At 71.5% G+C, this 23,083-nt stretch carries 20 protein-coding genes; 12 read left to right on the top strand and 8 right to left on the bottom strand.

What is annotated here, in order from left to right:
- Positions 1–115 precede the first annotated feature (115 nt).
- The 5 genes from E9998_RS02900 (at position 116) to cimA (ending at position 5,134) form a co-directional block, all read left to right on the top strand.
- A complete protein-coding gene (locus tag E9998_RS02900; protein WP_136528207.1) occupies positions 116–547 on the top strand; it encodes a helix-turn-helix domain-containing protein in 432 nt (143 codons plus the stop codon).
- Between the two features lie 164 nt (positions 548–711).
- Positions 712–1,578, top strand: coding sequence for a PspA/IM30 family protein (locus E9998_RS02895; protein WP_136528206.1), 867 nt, complete (start codon positions 712–714; stop codon positions 1,576–1,578).
- An 8-nt stretch (positions 1,579–1,586) separates the two neighbouring features.
- A complete protein-coding gene (gene pspM, locus E9998_RS02890) occupies positions 1,587–2,384 on the top strand; it encodes a phage shock envelope stress response protein PspM (protein WP_136528205.1) in 798 nt (265 codons plus the stop codon).
- Between the two features lie 88 nt (positions 2,385–2,472).
- The gene (locus tag E9998_RS02885) at positions 2,473–3,186 is read left to right on the top strand and encodes an RICIN domain-containing protein (protein ID WP_158299672.1); all 714 of its coding nucleotides are present in this window, start codon (positions 2,473–2,475) and stop codon (positions 3,184–3,186) included.
- Between the two features lie 313 nt (positions 3,187–3,499).
- Complete coding sequence (gene cimA / locus E9998_RS02880) at positions 3,500–5,134, top strand: citramalate synthase (protein ID WP_240037473.1); 1,635 nt, start codon at positions 3,500–3,502, stop codon at positions 5,132–5,134.
- A gap of 153 nt (positions 5,135–5,287) precedes the next feature.
- On the opposite strand, the gene E9998_RS02875 is transcribed toward cimA, so the two are convergent.
- The gene (locus E9998_RS02875) at positions 5,288–6,430 is read right to left on the bottom strand and encodes a PQQ-binding-like beta-propeller repeat protein (RefSeq protein ID WP_136528202.1); all 1,143 of its coding nucleotides are present in this window, start codon (positions 6,428–6,430) and stop codon (positions 5,288–5,290) included.
- A 160-nt stretch (positions 6,431–6,590) separates the two neighbouring features.
- Between E9998_RS02875 and E9998_RS02870 the strand changes: the two genes are divergently transcribed.
- The 7 genes from E9998_RS02870 (at position 6,591) to E9998_RS25775 (ending at position 12,797) form a co-directional block, all read left to right on the top strand.
- On the top strand, positions 6,591–6,932 hold the full coding sequence (locus E9998_RS02870) for a hypothetical protein (protein WP_136528201.1): 342 nt from the start codon (positions 6,591–6,593) through the stop codon (positions 6,930–6,932).
- Positions 6,933–7,034: 102 nt separating this feature from the next.
- A complete protein-coding gene (locus tag E9998_RS02865) occupies positions 7,035–7,814 on the top strand; it encodes a fumarylacetoacetate hydrolase family protein (protein WP_136528200.1) in 780 nt (259 codons plus the stop codon).
- Entirely contained in the window at positions 7,807–9,273 is a 1,467-nt protein-coding gene (gene gltX, locus E9998_RS02860; protein ID WP_136528199.1) for a glutamate--tRNA ligase, read from the top strand. The genes E9998_RS02865 and gltX overlap by 8 nt, the downstream gene beginning before the upstream one ends.
- A 78-nt stretch (positions 9,274–9,351) precedes the next feature.
- Positions 9,352–9,702: a PadR family transcriptional regulator gene (locus tag E9998_RS02855; RefSeq protein ID WP_420842403.1), complete on the top strand. Its 351-nt coding sequence runs from the start codon at positions 9,352–9,354 to the stop codon at positions 9,700–9,702.
- A 2-nt stretch (positions 9,703–9,704) separates the two neighbouring features.
- Entirely contained in the window at positions 9,705–10,799 is a 1,095-nt protein-coding gene (locus E9998_RS02850) for an HAAS signaling domain-containing protein (RefSeq protein ID WP_136528197.1), read from the top strand.
- A gap of 57 nt (positions 10,800–10,856) precedes the next feature.
- Entirely contained in the window at positions 10,857–11,789 is a 933-nt protein-coding gene (locus E9998_RS02845) for a hypothetical protein (RefSeq protein WP_136528196.1), read from the top strand.
- A 297-nt stretch (positions 11,790–12,086) separates the two neighbouring features.
- Positions 12,087–12,797: an aggregation-promoting factor C-terminal-like domain-containing protein gene (locus E9998_RS25775; protein ID WP_204745214.1), complete on the top strand. Its 711-nt coding sequence runs from the start codon at positions 12,087–12,089 to the stop codon at positions 12,795–12,797.
- 99 nt (positions 12,798–12,896) lie between these two features.
- Here E9998_RS25775 and E9998_RS02835 read toward each other — a convergent pair whose 3' ends face one another.
- The 7 genes from E9998_RS02835 to E9998_RS02805 form a co-directional block, all read right to left on the bottom strand.
- A complete protein-coding gene (locus E9998_RS02835) occupies positions 12,897–13,835 on the bottom strand; it encodes a hypothetical protein (protein ID WP_136528195.1) in 939 nt (312 codons plus the stop codon).
- A 208-nt stretch (positions 13,836–14,043) separates the two neighbouring features.
- Positions 14,044–16,476 carry an AAA family ATPase gene (locus E9998_RS02830; protein WP_136528194.1) on the bottom strand — a complete coding sequence of 811 codons (2,433 nt, stop codon included), beginning with the start codon at positions 16,474–16,476 and terminating at the stop codon, positions 14,044–14,046.
- Positions 16,476–17,630 carry an exonuclease SbcCD subunit D gene (locus E9998_RS02825; protein ID WP_136528193.1) on the bottom strand — a complete coding sequence of 385 codons (1,155 nt, stop codon included), beginning with the start codon at positions 17,628–17,630 and terminating at the stop codon, positions 16,476–16,478. Before E9998_RS02825 ends, E9998_RS02830 begins: the two co-directional genes overlap by 1 nt.
- Before the next feature lie 46 nt (positions 17,631–17,676).
- Positions 17,677–19,386, bottom strand: a complete 1,710-nt coding sequence (locus E9998_RS25645) for an ATP-binding protein (RefSeq protein ID WP_136528192.1) — start codon at positions 19,384–19,386, stop codon at positions 17,677–17,679.
- A gap of 34 nt (positions 19,387–19,420) precedes the next feature.
- Positions 19,421–20,710, bottom strand: a complete 1,290-nt coding sequence (locus tag E9998_RS02815; RefSeq protein ID WP_204745213.1) for an RNA-guided endonuclease InsQ/TnpB family protein — start codon at positions 20,708–20,710, stop codon at positions 19,421–19,423.
- Positions 20,711–20,799: 89 nt separating this feature from the next.
- Positions 20,800–21,585, bottom strand: coding sequence for a pyrimidine reductase family protein (locus E9998_RS02810; RefSeq protein WP_240037472.1), 786 nt, complete (start codon positions 21,583–21,585; stop codon positions 20,800–20,802).
- Positions 21,586–21,626: 41 nt separating this feature from the next.
- On the bottom strand, positions 21,627–22,937 hold the full coding sequence (locus E9998_RS02805; protein WP_136528191.1) for a D-arabinono-1,4-lactone oxidase: 1,311 nt from the start codon (positions 22,935–22,937) through the stop codon (positions 21,627–21,629).
- Positions 22,938–23,083 lie beyond the last annotated feature (146 nt).

Raw genomic sequence — 23,083 nt, 5'->3', positions numbered from 1 at the left:
TTGCAGGACCCGCTTAGGCTCTGTCGCAGTACGGTCCGCGGGCGCCGCAGTCGGCGCCCGGGGGTTCGCGGCACCGGCCGGTGCGGGTTGCGAACGCGGCGTGGAGGAGAACCCTATGGTGTTGTTGCGGGAACTGCTGGGAGAGACCCTGCGGCGCCGCCGCCGCGCGCAGAAGCGGACGTTGCGGGACGTGTCGAAGCAGGCGAACGTGAGCCTCGGCTACCTGTCCGAGATCGAACGGGGCCATAAGGAACCGTCGTCGGAGCTGCTCGCCTCGGTGTGCGGGGCGCTCCAGGTGCGCCTGTCCGAGGTGCTCGCGGAGGTCTCCAGGGAGGTGGCCGTGCACGAGCGCGGCGAGCACTCCCGCGAGGCGCCGCAGGGCCGTCCGGTCGCGGTGCTGCCGCTGCCGCGCGAGAAGGAGGCGGCCGCCGAGTCGCAGCGCCGCCGTCGTCACGCCGCCCCCGTCTCTCCCGCCTCGCTGGCGCAGGTCCGTTCTCGGCACCGCCGTGGCGAGGTGACCGATTCGGTGGTCCGTGCGGCCGCCTGACTGCGTACTCGTGCGACGCGGCCGATGATGTAGTTTTGGCGATTGAGGCGTCACCCTGTCCCGCATAGGTGGCGCGGATGGCCGACACTAGAGACAAGTCGGCGTTGCACTGCACATCTATGGCTCGCGAGCTTCGCCAAGGCTCCACCGGAAGGACCCCGATAATGGCCAATCCGTTCGTCAAGGGCTGGAAATACATGATGGCGCTCTTCGGTGCGAAGATCGACGAGTACGCCGACCCCAAGATCCAGATCCAGCAGGCGATCGAGGAGGCGCAGAAGCAGCACCAGGCACTGGTGGGGCAGGCGGCCTCGGTGATCGGGAACCAGCGCCAGTTGGAGATGAAGCTCAACCGCTCGATGTCCGAAGTGGAGCGGCTCCAGGCGCAGGCGCGCCAGGCGCTCGTGCTCGCGGACAAGGCCCGCGCCGACGGCGACGAGGAGAAGGCCCGCCAGTTCGAGTCGACCGCCGAGATCCTCGCGGGGCAGCTGGTCTCCACCGAGCAGTCCCTCGAGGACATGAAGGTGATGCACGACCAGGCGCTCACCGCCGCCGACCAGGCGAAGAAGGCCGTCGAGAACAACCAGATGATCCTCCAGCAGAAGCTCCAGGAGCGCACGAAGCTCCTCGGCCAGCTGGAGCAGGCGAAGATGCAGGAGACGATCGCCTCCTCGCTGGAGTCGATGTCGCAGACGGCCGCGCCGGGGAACGTGCCCAACTTCGACGAGATCCGCGACAAGATCGAGGGCCGCTACTCCAACGCGATGGGCCGCGCCGAGCTCGCCTCGAACTCCGTCGAGGGCCGCCTCCTCGAGGTCAACCGCGCGACCCGCGACATGGCGGGCGCCTCCCGCCTGGAGCAGATTCGCGCCTCGCTCGAAGGCGACCAGCTCTCGGGCGGCAAGGCCGCTCCGGCGATCCAGTCCAAGGAGTCGGTCACCAACGACCGCCTCGCCGACATCCGCGCGTCCCTCGGCGACGGCGGCAATGCCGGCGGCACCGCCGAGGCCGACAAGACCGCCTCCAGCTAGGACCCGACGTGGACGCCAAGGACCGCAAGCGCGCGATCAAGCGCCTGCGGTCCAGGCTGTCCTCGGCGAAGTCGTGGACGACGACCGCCGGGGCCGCGGTCGCCGGCAGCGCGTTCTTCGTGCCCTACATGGGCATGGGCGCGCTCGACGGCGTGTGGGTGACGGTGGCGGGCTTCTCGACGGCGATGGCGGTCGTGCGCTGGTTCGACTACCGGCGCCTGCTGCGGGCCCTGCCGCCCGCCGAACGCGACTCGCTCGAACTCCACGGTCCGGCGCAGCTGTCCAAAGAGGCCAAGGGCCTGTTCGGCGAGACGGCGGGGGCGATCCGGCGCGGGCGGCTGCGGGCGCAGTTCCGCGGGAGCCGCGCGCTCGGCCCCTACGAGCGCCTGGAGCGGGCCTCGGTCGCGGCCGAGCAGATGGCGCAGCGCCTCGAAGGGAACGACGAGGCCGTCGCGATCCTCGCCGGGGCCGGGAAGGCCGGGCAGGACCTGTACCGGCTCGCCTTGGGCGTCAAGGACGTCGAGGACGCGATCGCGATCGCGCCGAAGTCCAAGCGCGCCGCGATGGAGGCGAACCTCGACCGGACGGCCGAGCGCCTGGAGGCCGGGGTCGCGGCCTATGAGGACATGGTCAGCGCGGCGGGGGAGTGCCTGGCGGGCTCGATCGGCCTGCGGCACGCGCTCACCGACCACGCCTCGGACGAGACGCTCCACCTGCTGACGGACGCGGCCGACCGCCTGCGCGCCGCCGGCGACGCGGCGAACGAGATCCAGGACCTCGGCCCGCGGCGCGGCACCACCGCGTGACCGCCTGGGGCCCCAACCGGTCCCGACGTACAGTCACCATTCGGGCACGCGCCGAACGAGAATATGTCTCATTTGATCTAATCTGCGTGTGAAATCCCTACTGTTTGGAGCGGCGGTCGCCACCGCCGGCTCGATCGCGTTCTGGGGCGCTCCCGCCCACGCCGACCCCGTCCCCGAAGGACCGGTCCGCATCTACCTCAAGGACCACGAGGGCCTCCCGCTGGCGCAGGAGGACGGGGCCGTGCGGCTCACCGCCCTCCACGACCTGTGGACCCTCCGGTCCGTCGAGGCCCTCCAGGACCTCGGCGAGTACCAGATCGTCCACGACGAGTCGGGCCAGTGCCTCTCCACCGACACCTCCGGCGGCGGCGAGACCGCCCCGGTCTTCCTCGCCGACTGCGGCGAGGCCGACGACTGGACCGTCGTCTACGACGACGTGCCCTCCAACAACGACTTCCGGTTCATCTCCACCGACGGGTACTTCCTCGGCCTGGAGCACGACGCCGACGCCGTCGAAGGCGTCCGCGTCGAGGCCGTCAAGCCCGCCTCCGGCGCCAGCCGCCACTTCCAGGAGTGGCTGTTCGCCGCCGCCCCCGACACGCCCTCCTCGCCGCCGCCGAGCGAGACGCCCTCCACCGAGGTCTCCACGAGCCCCGCCGAGGCGACCCCGGCCCAGCCGCAGCTGCCGACCACCGGCGCCGGCCTCGGCGCGGTCCTCGGCGCCGGCGCCGTCGCCCTCGCCGGCGGCGTCGCCCTCGTCCTGTGGTGGCAGCGCCGCCGCGCCCTGCGCTCGGAGTGGTGAACACCGTGCCCCGCCCGCAGATCCGCAGCCGCGCACCGCGACACGGCGCACCCAGGCACCGCGCTTCACGACACAGTGAATCCCACCATGCGGGAAATCCTGGTTCGGGTCACCGCCCGGTGGCATACTTCGACTCGTGACTTTCCAGCGCATGATTAGCTGCGGGCGTTCCGCGGGGCCTCTTCGATAGATGCCGCCGCCGAACGCCAGACCTCCTGCCGCCCGCAGGGGGTCTTTTTCGTTCAGGGCAAACGAACGTTCAGGCCGGCTGCGCGGCGGCGGGGCCGATGACTCACACAACCTGGAGCACCAAGTGACGCAACCAGACCCGCAACACGCACGCGGCGGGGACTTCCACGTCTTCGACACCACGCTCCGCGACGGCGCCCAGATGGAGGGCCTGCGCTACTCCGTCGCCGACAAGCTCGCCGTCGCCGAACTCCTCGACGACCTCGGCGTCGACTACATCGAGGGCGGCTGGCCCGGCGCGATCCCCTCGGACACCGAGTTCTTCTCCCGCGCCGCCGAGGAGCTCAACTTCAAGCACGCCAAGCTCGTCGCCTTCGGCATGACCCGCCGGGCCGGTTCGAGCGCGGTCGAGGACCCGGGCTACCAGGCCCTGCTGGACTCCCGCGCCCCCGTCCTGTGCCTCGTCGCCAAATCCGACCTGCGCCACGTCTCGCAGGCCCTGCGCACCACCGCAGAAGAGAACCTCGCGATGATCGCCGACTCCGTGCGCACCGGCCGCGACCACGAACGCCAGGTCTTCATCGACTGCGAGCACTTCTTCGACGGCTTCCGCAACGACCCCGACTACGCCACCCTCGTCGTGCGCACCGCCCTCGAAGCCGGCGCCGAAGCCGTCGTCCTCTGCGACACCAACGGCGGCCGCATCCCCTCCGACATCACCGAGGCCGTCACCGAACTGCGCCGCCGCCTCGAAGCCGACCTGCCGCCCGAGCGCGTACGCCTCGGCATGCACGCCCAGAACGACACCGGCTGCGCCGTCGCCAACACCCTCGCCGCCGTCCAGGCCGGCGTCATGCACGTCCAGGGCACCGCCAACGGCTACGGCGAACGCCCCGGCAACGCCAACCTCTTCAGCGTCATCGCCAACCTGGAGACCAAACTCGGCCGCAAGGTCCTGCCCGACGGCGGCCTGGAGAAGCTCACCCGCATCTCCCACGCCATCGCCGAGATCGCCAACATGACCCCCGACGAGCACGCCCCCTACACCGGCCACGCCGCCTTCGCCCACAAGGCCGGCATCCACGCCTCCGCCATCAAGGCCGACCCCGCCCTCTACAACCACGTCGACCCCGTCGTCGTCGGCAACGACATGCGCATCCTCGTCACCGAGATGGCCGGCCGCGCCTCCGTCGAACTCAAAGGCCGCGAACTGGGCATCGACCTCTCTGGCGACAAGGCCGCGCTCGACCGCATCACCGCCCGCGTCAAGGAGCTCGAATCCAAGGGCTGGTCCTTCGAGGCCGCCGACGCCTCCTTCGAACTGCTCGTGCGCGACGAGGTCGAAGGCGGCCTCCCCCGCCCCTTCACCCTCGACACCTACCGCGTCATCGTCGACCACGACCCCCACGGCGCCACCGTCGCCGAGGCCACCGTCCGCCTGCACGTCAACGGCGAGCACGGCGAGGCCGAAGAGCACCGCATCGCCACCGCCCAGGGCAACGGCCCCGTCAACGCCCTCGACGCCGCCCTGCGATCGGCCCTCGCCGCCCGCCACCCGCGCCTGGCCGAACTCACCCTCTCCGACTTCAAGGTCCGCATCCTCGCCGGCTCCACCGGCACCGACGCCGTCACCCGCGTCCTCGTCTCCATGAGCGACGGCGAATCCGAGTGGACCACCGTCGGCGTCGCCCCCAACCTCATCGAGGCCTCCTGGAACGCGCTGGCCGACGGCCTCGCCTACGGCCTCAACCGGCGCTGAGGCGCCCCGTACCGCAGTCCCCGACCCGCCACGAGCGGGACCGACCGGGCCGCGTCCACGAGACGCCGCCCCAGTCCGGCGGCGCCGATCGCGCCGCAGGGCGACGAGAAGGGGCCCGACCGCACCGCGGCCGGGCCCCTTTCACGTCCGGTCTCAGGTGAAGACGGCGAAGCGCCTCTGCACCACGGTGCCGCCGCCGAAGGTCGTGAACGACCCGCCGACGCTGAGGCTCTCGTCCGAGGGGTGCGCGGTCGCGTCCCACGCGCCCACGATCCCGTTCGCGCCCGGGTTCCACGCCAGGAGCTTCCCGTTCATGTCCACCGCCAGGAGCTTCCCGCGCTCGGCCTTGACGCCGTCGACGCACTGCCCCAGGGGCCCGGCGTGGTTGGTGACGCAGGCCTTGTCGAAGTGGCCGCCGCCGATGACCATGCCGCCCCACACCTCCACGGTCTGCATCCCGCCGTCCACGGCCTGGTACCACAGGGTCTCGCCGGTGCTCGTGAACGCCCGGATCTCCCCGCCCCGCCCGTCCAGGGCCGCGTACACGCGGTCGCCGTCGACCACGACCTCGCGGGTCAGCACGTACACCTTGGACACGAAGCCGGTGTCGACGGCGCCCGAGGCAGGGTTCACCGCGCCGAGCTTCCCGTACTTCTTGTCGCCGCCGAGGGTCGGGAACGACCCGGCGACGTACAGGCGCCCGTGCCCGGACTGGAGGTCGCGGACCGCGCCCTCGGTGATGCTCGGCGTGAATCCGGTCACCGGCTTGCCGTCGGTGGCGTTGACCGCCGCGAGGGCCCGCTGCGCGAAGCCGCCGACCGACGCGAACGTGCCGCCCAGGTAGACCTTGTCGCCGACCGGCTCGATCGAGTACACGGTGGCCGAGGGCTTGGCCTGCCAGGCCGTGTCCAGCTCGCCCGTGTCGAGGTCGAACCGGGCCACGCGCGAACGCGCCACCCCGTCGACCTGCGTGAACTTCCCGGCGATGTACAGGTACCCGCCGCCGGTCTTGACCTCGTGGACCGGGCCGTTGAGGACCGGCGCGAACGGCAGGAGCGCCCCGGTCGTCGAGTCCACCGCCGCGAGGTAGGTGCGGTCGACGTACTTGCCGTCGGTCTTCTTGGCGCGGGTGAACAGGCCACCCGAGTAGACGATGTCGCCGTCATAGGCCACCTTGTACACCTGGTCGTTGAACGAGGCGGTGGCCTGCGGCATGCTGGGATCGACGGCCGCTGCGGGGACCTGCGCCACCAGGACCGCTCCGAGCAGTACGAAGAGTGTGATCAATCGACGCATCGCGGCAGTCTCGCACGCGGCCGGCGCCGCGCCGGGCATTCCGTCGGCGCGTCCCCGTGCCGACTCCAAAGGAGACGGCCGGCCGGTCCGCCCGCGCCGCACCCGATCGCGGCGAATGCCGTCACTCCGTGCCTGGTCCGCGCGTACTACAGTTGAATGCGTGACTTCCTACCAGACCGATCGCGCCCGCGCGGCCGCCATGGCCGCGGATTCGGCCGTGTACGGGCGGCGCCGCTTCGCCTCCGGGTTCTTCCTCGGCCTCGTGATCCTCGTCGTCCTCGCCTTCGCGCTCGGCTTCGTCCTCGTCGGCGGCATCGGCGAGACGCTCAAGGTCCGCCTCGGCGCGACCGGCATCTCCCTGCTGGTCGCGACCCCGATCACCCTCGTCCTCGGCTTCTTCGTCGGCCTGTTCGGCAAGGTCAGGCGCATGGGCATGGGCATCGTCGTCGGCGCCCTCGTCGGCACCGCCGTCCTCGCCGGGCTGTTCCTGCTGGTGCGCTGAGGCCCGCCGCGCCACTCGCCGCAATAGTGCGTCGAACCGGACCCGACCCCGAACTAAGCTGAGGCCGCAAGGTTTCGATCGAGTCTTAGAGAGGGGCCGACTGTGCGGATCGCGCGGATCGTCCACCCCACCGGCACCATGTCGTTCGCGGTCCTCGCGGGGGAGGGGCCCGGCGCGCTCGCCGCCGAGATCGAGGGGCACCCGTTCGGGGAGATCACGCCCACCGGTCAGCGCTGGGCGCTCGAAGACGTCCGTCTTCTGGCGCCGATCCTGCCCTCGAAGGTCGTGTGCGTGGGCCGCAACTACGCCGAGCACGCCGCGGAGCTGGGCAACGAGGTCCCCAAGGAACCCTTGGTGTTCCTCAAGCCCTCGACGTCGGTGATCGGCCCGAGCGAGCAGATCCGGCTGCCCGCGGTGTCCGACCAGGTCGAGCACGAGGCCGAACTGGCCGTCGTCATCGGTCTGCACGGGGCCCGCGGCCTCGACCGGGAGGCCGCGAAGGACGCGATCTTCGGCTACACCTGTGCGAACGACGTGACCGCCCGCGACCTCCAGCGCCAGGACGTGCAGTTCACGCGCGCCAAGGGCTTCGACTCGTTCTGCCCGCTCGGGCCCTGGATCGAGACGGACTTCGACCCGTCCGACGCCGAGGTCCGCTGCGAGGTCAACGGCGAGGTGCGCCAGCTCGGCACGACCGCTGACATGATGTTCGATCCCGCCTCGCTCGTCGCCTACGTCTCGCAGATCATGACGCTGCTGCCGGGCGACGTGGTGCTCACCGGCACGCCCGCGGGCGTCGGGCCGATCCAGGCCGGCGAGACCGTCTCCGTTTCCGTCGCCGGCATCGGCACCCTCTCCAACAAGGTGGTTCCCAGTGAGTAAGCTCCGCACCCGCTTCTGCCCCAGCCCGACCGGGACCCCGCACGTGGGCCTGGTGCGCACCTGCCTGTTCTCGTGGGGCTACGCGCGGGCCAAGGGCGGGGAGTTCGTGTTCCGCATCGAGGACACCGACGCGGCGCGCGACTCCGAGGAGTCCTACGAGCAGCTCCTCGAAGCGCTCTTGTGGCTGGGGATGAGCTGGGACGAGGGGCCCGACATCGGCGGGCCGTACGCGCCCTACCGGCAGTCGCAGCGCCTGGACGTCTACGCCGACGTCATCGCGAAGCTCCTCGCGGGCGGGTACGCGTACGAGGCGTTCTCGACGAACGAGGAGGTCGAGGCCCGCCACCGCGCCGCCGGGCGCGACCCGAAGATCGGCTACGACAACTTCGACCGCGACCTCACCGAGGACCAGAAGGCCGCCTTCCGCGCCGAGGGCCGCAAGCCCGTGTACCGGATGCGGATGCCGGACGAGGACATCGCGTTCCAGGACGCGGTGCGCGGCGAGGTCACGACCCCGGCGGGGACGGTCCCGGACTACGTCATCGCCCGCGGGGACGGCTCGCCGCTGTACACGCTGACCAACCCGGTCGACGACGCGCTCATGAAGGTCACCGTGGTGACCCGCGGCGAGGACCTCATGCCCTCGACGCCGCGCCAGATCGTCATGTGGCGCGCGCTCGTGGAGCTGGGCCTGGCCGACGCGGTGCCCGAGTACGCGCACCTGCCGCTCATCGTGGACGAGCGCGGCAAGAAGATGTCCAAGCGCGACCCGCGCTCGAACCTCTTGCAGTACAAGGAGGCCGGGTACCTGCCCGAGGGCGTGCTCAACTACGTGGCGACCCTCGGCTGGTCGATCTCGGGCGACCGCGACACCTTCACCGTCGCGGAGTTCCTCCAGGCCTTCGACCTGCACGACGTGAAGTCGAACCCGGCCCGGTTCGACGAGCGCAAGTTCGAGGCGATCTGCTCGGACCACTTCCGCGCGGTCGACCCGGCCGAGCTGACCGGGCTGCTCGTGCCCCGGCTCCAGGCCGCGGGCCTGGTCGGCGCCGAGGTCACCGACGCGGAGCGGCACGTGCTCGACGTCGCCGTCCCGCTCGTGCAGGAGCGCTGCGCGAACCTGGGCCAGGCGGTGGAGATGCTCCGCTTCCTGTTCTGCGGCACCGAGGTCGAACTTGACGAGGACAGCGCGAAGAAGACCTTCAAGGACGACGCGGGGCAGGTCCTCGACGCCGCGATCGCCGCGCTCGAAGGCGCCGAGTGGACCGTGCCCGCCATCGAGGAGGCCCTCAAGGGCGCTTTGGTGGACGGCCTGGGCCTCAAGCCCCGCAAGGCCTTCGGGCCGGTGCGGGTCGCCGTCAGCGGCAAGACCGTCTCGCCGCCGCTGTACGAGTCGATGGAGCTCCTGGGCCGGGAGACGAGCCTCGCGCGGCTGCGCTCGGCGCGCGCGACCTTCTGAGCCGCAGACCGACACGCGAGTGAACGGCCCCGCCGAGCGGCGGGGCCGTTCGCCGTTCCGCGCTTCCACTACTGTGCAATGCATGGTACTGTCGATAGCGTGGACAGATCGCAACTGCTCAAGGGGCTGCTCGACATCATCGTGCTCCGCGTCCTGGACGACGAGGACGGCTACGGCTACGAGATCCTCGGCCGCCTGCGCCGGGCCGGGTTCGACGAACTCGGCGACGCCTCCGTGTACGGCACGCTCAGGCGCCTCTACCGGGCCGGGCACCTGTCCACCTACGTCCTGCCCAGCGAATCGGGGCCGCACCGCAAGTACTACGCGCTGACCGAGCCCGGCCGCAAGCACCTCCGCCACATGCGCGACGCCTGGGAAGACGTCAGCGCCAAGATGCGGCACCTGCTCGACGCACCCACGAAGGGTTGACCATGACCGACGCAACCTCACGGACCACCGAGATCGCCGGCTACCTGGCCGCCGTCGAACGCCACCTCGGCGACCTGCCCGAGGCCATCCGGCAGGACCTCATGTCCGACCTGGACGCCCACCTCGCCGAGGTCGCGGCCGACCTCGACGACGGCGTCGCCCTCCGCGACCTCCTCGGCAGCCCCGAGGCCTACGCCCGCGAACTGCGCGAGACCGCCGAGGTCCCCCGGGAGCGCGCCGCCGCCCGCCTGCGCCGCGGCCTCCGCGAGACCGCCGCGCCCCTGACGCGCCGCGTCAAGACCTGGTCCGACCGGTACGCCGTCAGCACCGGCCACGCCGACGCCGCCGAACTCGTCGAGCGCCTGCGACCGGGCTGGTGGGTCGCGCGCGGCGTCATCGCCGCGATGCTCGTCGTCTACATCTTGTCGGCGACGCAGTACAACACCTACGGCTCCCTGCCGTTCGACTCGCTTTCGTGGCTGCTGTTCACCGCCGCCGCAGTGCTGTTCTTCGTGTGGGTCTCACTGCGCCTCGGCCGCCGCTCCCAGACCTGGGGCCGGCGCCGCCGCTGGTGGACCGGCGCCGCCGGTATCGCACTCGTCGTGTACGCGCTCTACGGGTTCGCATGGCCGTACGCCTTGAACTACGGCGGCAACGACTTCGTCGAGACCTCCTACTACGACGAGACCTCCCACATCACCGATATCCAGGTCTTCGACGAGAACGGCGAGCCGATCGACGGCGTCTACCTGTTCGACCAGAACGGCGACCCGCTCATGCTCGGCGACTCCTGGTCCTGCTTCGAAGCGGAGGACCAGTACGAGGACCCTTACGCCCAGGACCGCTTCGAGGCCGAGCAGGAGAGCCGCGCCGCCGCTACCGGCTTCCCCGAGACCGGCCTCCCCGGCGCCGAGCCCGACCCCGAACTGGGCTACCTCTACCCGATCTGCGACACCCCCGCCGAAGACCCGACCGAAGGCCCCTCGGAGGAACCGACCGCCACCGAGGACCCGACCCCCTCGGCCTCCGAAGAAACACCCACGGACGCGGAGCCCACCGAGGCGCCCACCGAGACCGCGGGCCCGGACGGCGAATGACACCCGACCGGCCACCGGGCCCGCCGCCCGGTGGCCGACACCGCCTACGCTGCAACGATGAGCCCCCTTCGGACGGTGGCGATCGCGGCCGCCCTCACCGCGGCCCTCGGCGCCTGCGCCCGACCCGCCGCCGAACCCGACCGCACCGCCCCGATCGACACCGACGGCCCCGGCTACGTCCAGCCCGGCACCGCCTACTGGGAGGACTGGACGGTCCCCGACGCGACCGTCCTCCTCGGCACCCCCTTCCCCGAACAGCCTTGGGACGCCCCCGGGATGCCCGAAGACCCCGAACCCGTCAGCGCCACCCTCCTCCTCACCGGCGACTCCCACGAGGCCATGCGCGACCTCCACGCCCAGATCGAGGCCCACGGCCTCAAAGCCGCCACCACCGACGACGCCGAAGCGATCTGCGAGGACGGCGAACCGTACGAATGCGAGCTCTACGGCATCGGCACCGACGGATACGCGAAGATCAGCGCCACCCTCACCGCCTACGAGCGCCCCGCCCGCGGCGAACCCCACCCGCGCCTCGTCGTCTCCTTCGGCACCTACTCCTGGTTCGACGCCAACGACATGCACTGGCGCCCTGCCCCCGAACCGCCCCAAGGCGACTCGGGCATCGAGATCCCCGAACTCCCCGCCGACGACCTCGGACACGGCTCCGAACTGCCCTACTTCGGCAAGGAGGAGCCGCTCGGCACCGTCCCCGAGGACGGCCGGCTCCTCGCCCCGCCCCACAACCCCTCGGCGACCTACGGCTTCTCCGGGATCTTCGCGCTCGAAACCGAGGCGTTCGGCCACATGGAGGCGCTGGCCGAAGCGGCCGCCACCGGCGAGCGGTACCCCGACCTCGAACTGGCCTCCGGCGACCTGCGCTCCCGCCGCGTCACCTACGACGGCTCCGGCGGCGGCTGCCAGGTCGACCTCGACCTCCTCACCCTCGCCGACGGCGCCTCCTACGCCCGCCTCAAAGTCGTCTGCGACTGACCGCTCCCGCCACAACCGCACCTCCCGCAGCACGCCCGCGCTCGCTGTGACATTGCTCTCTCTGGACCTAAGTGGAAGAAGGAATGGCGGCCCGTCCGGCGTCAATGGGCCGTTCGGGGGAGGCCCGCGGCCCCGGTCCCAGGAGGTGCGCCGCAGACGGCCCGATACCGGCCCTATCGGACGAGACGGGCACCCGATAGGTTCGCTCGCAGCCCGCCATGTGCCGTATTGAGACCATTACCGAGCGGTACGGCCGAGCCCGCGGAGGCCCCTAGGGTTGCCTCAATGTTCACCCGCATGAAGACCTCACGCGCGAAGCACCGTTCCGACGAGCCCCGCCGCGCCGGCCTGCGCCACGTGGTCCGCGACCGCCTGTTCGTCTCCGCCGTCGCCGTCCTCGTCGCCCTCGGCACGGCCAGCAGCGCCAGCGCCGCCATCATCTACACCGACGACACCACCGCCGTGGAGCGCCAGGCCGACGACATCGTCGCCGCCTCCCGCGACACCGAGCGCAAGTGGGACGACGTCGCCCCGATGGAGAGCATCCTCCCGCTCAAGGAGGAGGCCGCGGCCGAGACCCCGAAGACCGAGGCCGCCGAAGCCCCCGAAGAGGAGGAGCCCGAGGTCGTCGAGGAGCCCGCCGAAGAGGAGACCTCCGAGGAGTCCTCCGGCGCGAGCGTCGACATCTCCGCCGAGTGCGGCGACTACTCCGGCAACAAGGCCATCGGCTGCACCATGACCCTCGACTACGGGTGGGACATGAACGAGTTCCAGTGCCTCGTCAACCTCTGGGACCGCGAGTCCGGCTGGGACGAGACCGCGTACAACTCCGGCTCCGGCGCCTTCGGCATCCCCCAGTCCCTCCCCGGCGACAAGATGGCCTCGGCCGGCGACGACTGGCAGACCAACCCGGCCACCCAGATCGAATGGGGCCTCGGCTACATCGACGGCGTCTACGGCAGCCCCTGCGGCGCATGGTCGCACAGCGAGTCGGTCGGCTGGTACTAGAACGCCGCTACCGTCACATCAAGCGGACCCGGAGTTCGCGGACCCCCCCCGGAGGCCCCGGCGCGCCAGCGCCGGGGCCTCGCAACGCATCGGGGGAGACTAGCCTTGCGAAGCGGCCCGGACCGAGCGCAGCAGCAGCCGCGGGTCGCCCAGCATCCGCTTGAGCCGCCGCTCCAGGCCCGCGATCGGCGTGAGGTTCTGCGGGGCCCGGGCGTCCTTGTGCGCGGCCGAACCCAGCGGCGGCAGCGCCGCCGCCGTCGCGTCGGCCAGGGCGATCGCGGCCTCCTCGGTCAGGTCGTCGGCCGCTTCGAGTCGCGCCACGCCCGCCCAGCCGCGCGAGGAGGTCCCCGGCAGGCGCAGGTACCACGTGTACCGGGGCCAGCCCGACATGAGGTGGAAGACCGGGGTGCGCTGGCCGGGGGCGAGGCGTTCGACCACGGCGTTCAACTCGCCTTGGAGGTAGGAGCGGTGGTGGCTCTTGATATAGCCCACCGAGTGCGGGAGGCGGGTGCGCCCGCGCAGGGGGCCGTCGAGGACCGACAGCTCGGCGTCGGCGGCGCAGGTCGAGGCGACCTTCGCTTCGAGTTCGGCCATCGCGGTCTGCGCGCCGGCGATGAGTTCGCCGGGGTCGGCTGATTCGACCTTGCGGTAGGGGTAGCGGCCGAAGTCGGCGCCGGGGTCGACGGCGGCGAAGAGGCCGCGCTCGACGGCGAAGTCGACCACGGCGGCCTCGGCCCCCGAGGAGGACCGGCCGTCGAGGTCGCAGACGACCGCTCCGGCGGCCCAGGAGACGCACACGCCCGGCCAGCGCTCGCCGCGGTGCTCGGGAGTGTCGTCGAGCAGTTCCACGCGGGCGTCGATGCGGCGGACCCCGTCGACCACGGCGATGCGCCGCGGCCCGGCGGCGGGGGCGTCGACGGGCCGCCAGTCGGCGGGTTCGAGCTCGATGTCGGCGCGGACGACCGCGCGGTCGGAGCGCGAAGGCGACTCGGGGTTGTCCGCGAAGGACGGGTCCCAGGCGTCGACGGTGATCTGCAAGGCGCACCTGCTTTCGGAAGCGGTTGCGCCCCACCCTACTGCGGGTTTCCAAAGCCCGCGGAGCGACCGAACCGCCCCCGGGCAGTCCCCCGCCCTCCCAGGGGGGCGATCCCGCTTCAATTGTTCTGGGCGGGTCCGACAAGAAACCGTTGTCAAATCGGCGGATCGCGGAAACTCACCTGATCGAGTGAAGCAGGGCCGCTTCTGGTCAGGACCAGGTCTTCTCGACGTGCGAGCCCTTCGCGTCCTTGGTGACCTGGAACCGCACGGGCACGCGCTCGGCGAGCTCGGCGACGTGGGTCACCAGGCCCACGGTGCGGCCCGCGGAGATGGTCAGGGCCTCCAAGGTGCTCGCGACCGCGTCGAGCGTCTCGGGGTCGAGCGTGCCGAAGCCCTCGTCGAGGATGATCGACTCCAGCGACGCCCCGTGCCGCGAGAGGCTCGCGAGCTGGTCCGACAGCGCGAGCGCCAGCGACAGCGAGGCCGCGAAGGTCTCGCCGCCCGACAGGCTCCGCGCCGGCCGCGGCATGTCGGCGTCGTGGTGGTCGACCACCCAGAAGTCCTGGTCGCGGTAGATGAGGTCGTACTGGCCGCCGGTGATCTGGTGGAGCATGACCGTCGCGCCCGCGACCAGCTCGTCGAGCGCCTCGCTGAGCAGCCACTCCATGAACTTGCGGGCGTCGAGGTGCCGGGCCAGCTCCTTCGCCACCAGCGCCTCGGTCGCGAAGCGCCGCATCTCGGCGTCGAGCTCGATGCGCCGCCGCCGCGACTCCGCGAGGGAGGCCGCGTCGGCGCGCGCCGCCTCGACCGCCGTGGCGTGGCGGGCCACGTAGTCGCCGCCGGTGCCGTTGCGGGGGACCTCGACGTTGAACTCGCCCAAGGCGAACCGCAGTTCCCCGCGGAGGGTCTCGGCGCGGCCGTCGAGCTCGGCGAGCTCGGTGCGGGCGGCCTCGCGTTCGGCGCCGGCGCGTTCGAGGGACGTCGCTGCCCAGGCGGTCAGCTGCGCCCAGCTCGCGGCCAGGCCGTCGCCCGCGGCGGGCGGGCCGAGCACGGCCACCTGGTCGCGGGCGTGCTGGAACTCCTTCCAGGCCCGCTGCTGGCGCTCGTCGACCGCCGCTTTGCGCTTCTCGGCCTCGCGCAGTGCCCGCCGCGCGGCCCGGAGCGCGTTGCCGGTGCCCGCGAGCTGCTGCCGGGCCTCCTCCGAACTCGCGCGCCGCTGCTGGAGCACCGCCGGTTCGGGGACGTCTTCGAGCTTCTTCTTCAACCGCCGCTCGGCCAGTTGCAGCTCGGTGAGCCGCTCCTCGTAGTTCTCCAGCCTCGTCTGGAGCGCCACCACGGCGGCCTGGGCGTCCCTGAACTCCACTGTGGCCGTGCGGGAGGACTCCTCGGCCTGCTGCATCGACTCCGACAGGTCGTGCGCGGGCACCTCGTCCACGGGACGGTCGCACACGGGGCACTCGTCGCCCACTTCCAGTCCCGCCCTGAGGGTCCCGGCGAGTTCGGCCATGCGGACCTTGTGGAGCGAGGCGTGCTGGATCTCGACCTCCTCGGAGGCGGCCTCTTCGAGCTCCTTCGCCTCGGCGAACTGGTCGCGCAGCTCCTCGGTGAGCTCCAGGCCCGTCTTGAGCTTCGCGGCGGTCTCGGCGAGTTCGGCCCAGGCCTTGAGGTCCCGTTCGAGCTTCGCGAGGTCGAGACCGTCGAGTTCGGACCGCAGCCGCTCGTCCTCGGCCTCGGTCGCCTCGACCTCGGCGCCCTTCTCGGCCACCGCGGCCGCCGCGGCGGCGACCTGCGCGGCGATGTCGGCGACCCCGGACGGCTCCTTGATGTACGTCAGCGAGGCCAGGTTCGACTCGGCGGCGGCGAGAGCGCGCCGCGCGGCCTCCACGGCCGCGGCGAGGCCGTCGAGCGCACTCGACTTGTCCCGCACCGGCTCCGCGAGCTTCTCCAGGCGCTCCACGCGCTCGGCGGCGAGGCCGATCTGCTCCTGCGAGACCGGCGCCAGCCCCGCGAGCTGCGTCTCGTACGCCTGGCGCTTCGCGTCCGCGTCGACGAACCGGGTGCGGGCGCGCTGCTGGATCGACCGGTAGACGCTGTGGCCGAGCAGGTTCTCCAGGATGTTCCGCCGGTCGGCCGAGGAGGCGCGCAGGAACTCCGCGAACTCGCCCTGCGGCAGCAGCACGCACTTGGTGAACTGCTCGAACGGCAGCCCGATGATCCGCTCGGCGGCGGCGTTGACCTCGTTCGGGCTCCCGCCCAAGGCCTTGCCGAGCCCCTCGACCAGCTCGGTGTCCTCGGCCGGGTCCACGCCCTCCGGCAGCTGCTCCATCGCGGCCGTGGTGGTCTTGACCTTGCCGTTGCGGTCGCGGCGCAGAATCCGCGTCGCCACGTAGTGGCGCCCCGCCGCGCCGAACACGAGCCGCACCCGGCCCTCCACCGAGGACGGCGCGAGCGAGTTCTGCGTGGCCGACTTCGGCCAGCGCGGCGTGCGCCCGTACAGCGCGAAGCAGATCGCGTCGAGCACGGTCGACTTGCCCGCGCCGGTCGGCCCGGTGAGCGCGAAGAACTCCGCGTCGGTGAAGTCGAAGGTCTCGCTCCCGGTGTAGGAGCCGAAACCCTGGAGGTCCAGTCGGACGGGCCGCATCAGGCCTCCTCGGCGACGGTCTGGGCGTCTTCGTAGAGATGGGCGAAGAGCTTGGTCACGGCCGGGTCGTCGTGCCCGTGCTCGGTGAGATAGGAGGTGAACAGCTCGCCGGGGCTGCGCCCGGAGCGCCGTTCGCGCGGTTTGGCCTCGTCCTTGCGCATGACCGGGTCGATGTGGATCTGGACGGCGCGCGGGAACAGGTCGGCGACCTCGCCGCGCAGTCCGGCCCGCGCCGGCTCGGTGACGAAGACGCGCAGCCACGCCCGTTCGTCCACTTCGGCCTTGGCGAGCTGTTCGAGGGTGCCGCGGACGGTCTGGAGCGGCACGGCCGCGGTGAGCGGGACGGTGCGGGCGCGGGCGGGGACGCCGGGGGCGACGTCGACGAGGGCGACGCTCGGCGTGTGGTCCTCCTCGCCGAAGTCGACGGCGAGCGGCCCGCCGGAGTAGCGGATCGGGCAGGGTCCGGTGATCGCCTGCGCCTTGTGCAGGTGTCCAAGGGCCACATACGAAGTGGTGGGCGGGAAGATCGCGGCGGGCACCGCGTAGTCGGCGACGGTGTGGACTTCGCGTTCGCCGCCGCCGACCTTGCCGCCGACGACGGTGAGGTGCCCGGTGAAGAGGTTCACGGTGTCGGCGGTGAAGTCGTGGGTGAGCGCCGAGACGAGGCGGCGCAGGTGGTCGGCGTAGTTCGCCTCGGCCCCGGCGGCGCCGAGCTCGAACAGCTCCGCGGCGCGCACGGCGTGGCGCTGGGCGATGAACGGGAGCGCGGCGCAGCGCCAGCGCTCGCCGCCGGCGGTCTCGCCGGTGACGAGGTGGTCGGCGGCCTTGCCGAGTGAGCCGCGCAGGTGGATGCCGGCGGCGTGCGCCCAGTGGCGCAGCGCTTCGAGCGCCTTGCCGTTGTCGTGGTTCCCGGCGATGACGACGACCTCGGCGCCGGTGCCGCGCAGCGCCGACAGGGCCGAGAACAGCAGGCGCTGCGACTCGGCCGAGGGCGAGGCGGTGTCGAAGAGGTCCCCGGCCACGATCACCAGGTCGACCTGTTCGGCGGCGGCGACCTCGACCATCTGCTTGAAGACGGCGCGCTGCTCGTCCAGGCGCGAGCGGCCCTTCATGGTGACCCCGACGTGCCAGTCGGAGGTGTGGAGAATCCTCAAGGCGCACTTCCTTTCCAGAGGCTCGCGGGGCGGGGGCGCGTTCGGGCTAGAACGGGATGTCGTCCTCGTCCTCGGCGAGGTCGAACGGGTCGACCCTGGCGGTGACGGACCGGGCGGTGGCGGCCGGGGCGGACCCGGCCTCGGCGGGGCGGGTGGCCCAGGCGGGGAACGGGAAGTTCACCACCAGCGGCACCGGCAGTTCGGGCTGGGCCACGAACATGGTGCCGGGCTTGGCCATGAGGACGCGCATCCGCTGGGCCTGGGTGAGGAACCCGTACTCGGGCCTGGTGGCCTCGGCGGCGTCGAGGCGCCCGACGACGCGGATCGCCGAGTTCGAGGCGATCCGCCGCTCCACTTCGGACGCGGTCTGCTGGGCGCCGATGAGGATGACCCCGAGGGACCGGCCGCGTTCGGCGATGTCGAGCAGGATGTCCTTGATCGGGCTGGTGCCCTCGCGCGGGGCGTACTTGTTGAGCTCGTCGAGGACCACGAACTGGAGCGGGCGCGCGGTGCCGGCCTTCTCCTTGCGCTCGAACTCCGAGCGCAGGACCACGCCGACGACGAACCGCTGCGCCCGGTCGGGCAGGTTGTGCAGGTCGACGACCGTGACCTGCGCTTCAGAAGAGAGCACCGCGCCCTTGGGCGGCAGGTCGCCGCGGATGAGGCGCCCGATGTCGCGCCCCGAGGCGATGAGGCGCCGGATGAACGCGTTCACGGTCCCCAGGCCGATCGCCGACCCGGCCCACTCGGTGCGGGTCTCGTCGTCGGAGAGTCGCTCGCACACCAGGTCGACCAGGTCGCGGTAGCTGGTGAGCAGGCGCCCGTCGACCGCGACGGCCCCGTTGTCCTTGGGACGCGCCTCCTTGCGCAGCCGCGCGGCGACCTGGTGGACGACCATCGTGTACTGCTGGCGGTCGTCGTCGCCGTCGGCGAACACGAACGGCAGCAGGTTCAACTGGCAGAACTCCGCGAGCGTCCAGTAGAACGCGTCGACGCCGGTGGAACGGCAGGCGACGTCGGGGATGCCGTTCGCGTCGCCCTCGCGCGGCGGCGCGAGGACCTCCACGGACTTGAACGCGCCCGGCTCCATGCCCAGGCGCCGGTACGTGTCGCGCACGGCCTCGTCGATCTTCGTGTTGTCGTGGTCGAGGAGCAGCAGGTCCTCGCCCTTGACGTTGAAGATGAGCGCCTTGGTGTTCGCCGCCTCGGCGCCCAGGGCGCCCGAGTGCAGGAGCGAGTACAGCAGCCAGGTCGCGAACGACGTCTTCGTGGCGACACCCGAGATCCCGGAGATCGAGACGTGGGCGCCCCGCGTGCCGTCGAGGAAGTCGGGGTTGAGGAAGACCGGCTGGCCGTCGCGGGAGAACCCGAGCGGCACCTGGCGGGCCATGCCGTCGAAGTACAGCGCCCGGTCGCGGTCCTCCCCGGAGGCGCGCTGCACCTCGGCGCCGGGGCGCGGGGGCACGAACACCTCGGGCTCGACACGGGTCACGGTGACCTCGGCGGCCTCCTGCACCTGCGCCGGGAGCAGGCCCCCCGCGATGTCGAACACGTCGGAGTCGAACTGCGCGCCCTCATGGCGCGACCGCACCGCCGTGACGACGCCCGAGATGCGGACGGCCCCGACGCCGGGCACCTGCCGCTCGGTGGTGAGGACGTCGTCGAGCTGGGCGTAGGCCTCGGGGCCGACGCCGACCCAGAACGACAGAGGCGTCGCGTCCTCCGTGCCGAGCACGCGTCCCACCGATTCACTCATCGCTCGATCCTCGCATTTGACATCCTTCTCGCTCTCAACGGGCGGGAACTCCCGGCTTGCGGGCCGCGGGTGCGGTCCGGTTACGGGTGGGTTCCTCGTTCTTCCCCTGACGGGGGTTGCGGAGTCTGCCAGGTGTCCCTGGTCTGACGTCTCCTCCAGAGGCGTTTCGCGTGTCCGCCTGCCCGGCGGCCACGAGGCGCTTGCCTTCGCGCCTGATGTTGATCTCCGCGTTGCGGTCCCGGTCATGGACCGCACCGCATCCGCACGCCCATGCCCTGACCTTCAGGCCCTCCAGTCCACTCGGCCCGGTCAAAGCTCCGCACACCGAGCACAGCCGGGTGGACGGAAAGTACCGGTCGACCTTGACGAACGTGCGGCCCGCCCTGGCGGCTTTCGCTTCGAGGCGGGTCACGAACAAGCCGAAACCGGCGTCATGGATCGACTTCGCGTGCCTGCCCCGGCTGAGTCCCTTGACATTGAGGTCTTCGACGTAGATGCCTTGGTTCTCGGCAACGACCGTCTTCACCTGCTTGTCGACCCAGTCGGCGCGGGTATTTCTGATCCTCTCGTGGACCTTCGCGACTCGCAGCCGCGCCTTGCCCCGGTTGGCCGAGCCCTTGGCCTTGCGAGCGAGGATCCGCTGCGCCTTCGCGAGCTTGCGCTCCAACCGCCGGAAGAAGCGCGGGTTCTCGATCACCTTACCGCCACGCAGGACCGCGAAGTCCTTGAGACCCAGATCGATCCCGGTCTCCGCCTCCGGGTCGGTGAGCGGTTCGAGAAGATCCGCGTCCTCATCGACGGCCACCACGAAGCTCGCGTAGTACTTCCCGGTCGCCGTCTTGACGACCGTGACCGAGGACGGCTCGGACGGCAGCTCACGCGACCACGCCACCTTCAGGTCGCCGACTTTCGGCAGCCTGAGCTTCCCGTTGCCCAGAACTTTGAACCGGGTGTTGCGCGTGAAGCGGATCGACTGCGCACCCGTGCGGCGTTTGAACCTCGGCGGACCCATCAGTGGGCCCTTCCGTTGCCCTTTGCGCGAGGCGAAGAAGTTGCGAAACGCCCGGTCCGCATCGGCGAGAGCCTGCTGGAGCACCGCCGCCGAGACCTCAGCGAGCCAGGCTCGCTCGGCGGTGCGCTTCGCTTCGGTGATCAACGTCTTCGACAAGACCGCCGTGGTCGGATACGACAGGCCCTCTATATGTGCGCGCCTCCGCGCGGCCACCGCGTCGTTGAACACGACCCGAGCGCACCCGAACGCCTTCGACAGCGCGACGCGCTGCGGGAGCGTCGGGTAGAGGCGGTATCGGTACCGGAGATGCACGGCGCAATCCTAGATGAGCGCTATGACAACCGAGCGCACCTGCGGCCTGACCTGCCCCGGTTCACCGTCGGCCCGCCGGGCGACCCGGATCACCTGGCATTCGCCTCAGTGTCGGAGCCGCCTGCGGAGCGCACGTACCGCAGGATGAGGTTTCCCCCGGCTTCGAGGACGTGTCGGAGCACGAGGGGGCGCGGCGGGCCCGATTCGCGGTGGCCGCCGTTCGCGGTGTGGTCGGCGGCGATGCGGATCGGTCCGGCGCCGACCAGGAGCGGCGAGAGGGTCAGGTCGAGTTCGTCGACGAGGTCGGCGGCGACGAGGTCGCCGAACACGTGGGGGCCGCCCTCGCACAGGATCTGGCGCAGGCCCCTTCCGCGCAGCGCCGCGACGGCCGCGGCGAGGTCCACATCGCCCTCCCCGACGGCGACGACGTCGGCGACCCGGCGCAGCGGCGCGAGCCGCTCCTCGGGCAGGTCCGCGGGGCACACCAGGACGGGGCGGCGCGGCGCCTCGGTGAAGATCCCGGCGGCGGGGTCGAGGTTCCCCGAGCGCGACACGATCGCCATGACCGGCACCTCCGGCAGGCCCCGCTCCCGGCGCCAGGCCATCCGGTCGGGGGAGAGGACCAGCGGCCCGTACCCTTCGGCGCGCACGGTCCCCGAGCCGGCGAGCAGGACGTCGCAGCGGGCCCGCAGGACCTTGAACACCCGCTTGTCCTCTTCACCCGAAAGTGGACCGGAGAGGCCCTCCAGGGCCGCGGCGCCGTCGGCGCTGGCGACGAAGTTGACCCGCAGCCAGTCGGGCTCGGGGGGCGCGTACGCCGCGTAGACCTCGTCGTCGGTCAGTTCATCGAGTTCTCGGTACAGGACCTGTGCCACCGCGCCAAGGTAGCCCACGGGACCGACAGGGCGCGGCGCGGTCAGTCGCCGAGGACGCGTTCGAGGTAGGCGTTGGCGAACCGGCGGTCGGGGTCGACGGCGTCGCGCACCGCCAGGAAGTCCTCGAACCGCTCGTAGCGGTCGGCGAGCTTCTTCGCCGTCAGGCCGTGCATCTTGCCCCAGTGCGGGCGCCCCTCGGCCGCGTCGAACAGGGCCGCGCAGTCCTTGAAGTACGGCTCGTGGTCGTGGCGGTGGTACTGGTGCACCGCGATGTAGGCGGTGCGCCGCCCGTGCGCGGTCGACAGCCAGATGTCGTCGGCCGCCGCGAAGCGCACCTCGACGGGGAAGGACACCGTGTGGTCCTGGCGGGCGACCATCGCCTTGAGCTCGCGCAGGACCTCCGGCAGCGACTCGCGGGGGAGGGCGTACTCCATCTCGCGGAAGACGACCGAGCGCGGGGAGGCGAAGACCTTGTGCGACACGTCGGTGTACTCGCGGGCGCTCCAGACCCGCCCGGCCACGCGGTTGAGGCTAGGCACCAGCGAGGGAAACCGCGTCCCGAGCCGGTTGCTGGCCTCGAACAGGCGGTTCTCGGTGAACGTCTCCGACCACCAGTAGGCGAGCCTCCCGGGGGGCCGGCTCGGGTCGGACATGGCGTAGCGGTTGTTGCTCTTGGTCAGGGTCCGGTCGGTGTGGGGGAACCAGTAGAACTCGAAGTGGTCGTTCTCGGCCACGAGCAGGTCCAGGCCCTCCAGGACCGCGTCGAGTCGCTCGGGTCGCTCCTGCGCCTTGAGCCGGAACGCGGGCACGCACTGGAGCGTCACCTCGGCGATCACCCCGATCGCGCCGAGCCCCAGGCGCGCGGCGGCGAACAACTCAGGCCGCTCCGACTCCGTACAATGTACGGTCGAGCCGTCGGCGAGAACCAGTCGCAGGCCCTTGACCTGCCACGCGAAGCCGCGGTAGCGGTCGCCGGTGCCGTGCGTCCCGGTCGAGATCGCCCCCGAGATCGTCTGCGCGTCGATGTCGCCCATGTTCTCCAGGGCCAGGTTGTGCGCGTCGAGCACCTCGTTGAGGCGCCGCAGCGTCATCCCCGCCTCGACCGTCACCAGGCCCGTGCGCGGGTCGGCCGCCACAACCTGGTCGAGACCGCCCATGTCCACCTGCACGCCCTCGGCCACCGCGATCGCGCTGAACGAGTGCCCCGAACCGACCGCCTTGACCCGCAGGCCGTCCTCGGCCGCCGCGACCACCGCGGCCGCCAGCTCCGCGGCGTCCCGCGGCCTGACGGTCCGCACCGGGTCGGCCCCCTCGGTGCCCGACCAGTTCTGCCACTGCGAGGTGGTTCCCATTGAGGCGGCTCCCCTGACGACTCTGCCTGCGCTTCGGCAGTGCGTGTTCCTCGGCCGAGCGTTCCGGCCTGTGCTTCCGACCGTGCCTTCCGCCGTGTCGCCTCCCGAAACTCGACGGTTTCGGGACGCCACCGGTTGAAGGTGAG

Origin of the sequence: Glycomyces paridis (assembly GCF_004912155.1) — a bacterium.
GTDB classification, from domain to species: domain Bacteria; phylum Actinomycetota; class Actinomycetes; order Mycobacteriales; family Micromonosporaceae; genus Glycomyces; species Glycomyces paridis.
The sequence above is the reverse complement of the archived record's forward strand: the minus strand, read 5'-3'. Positions and strand labels throughout refer to the sequence as shown.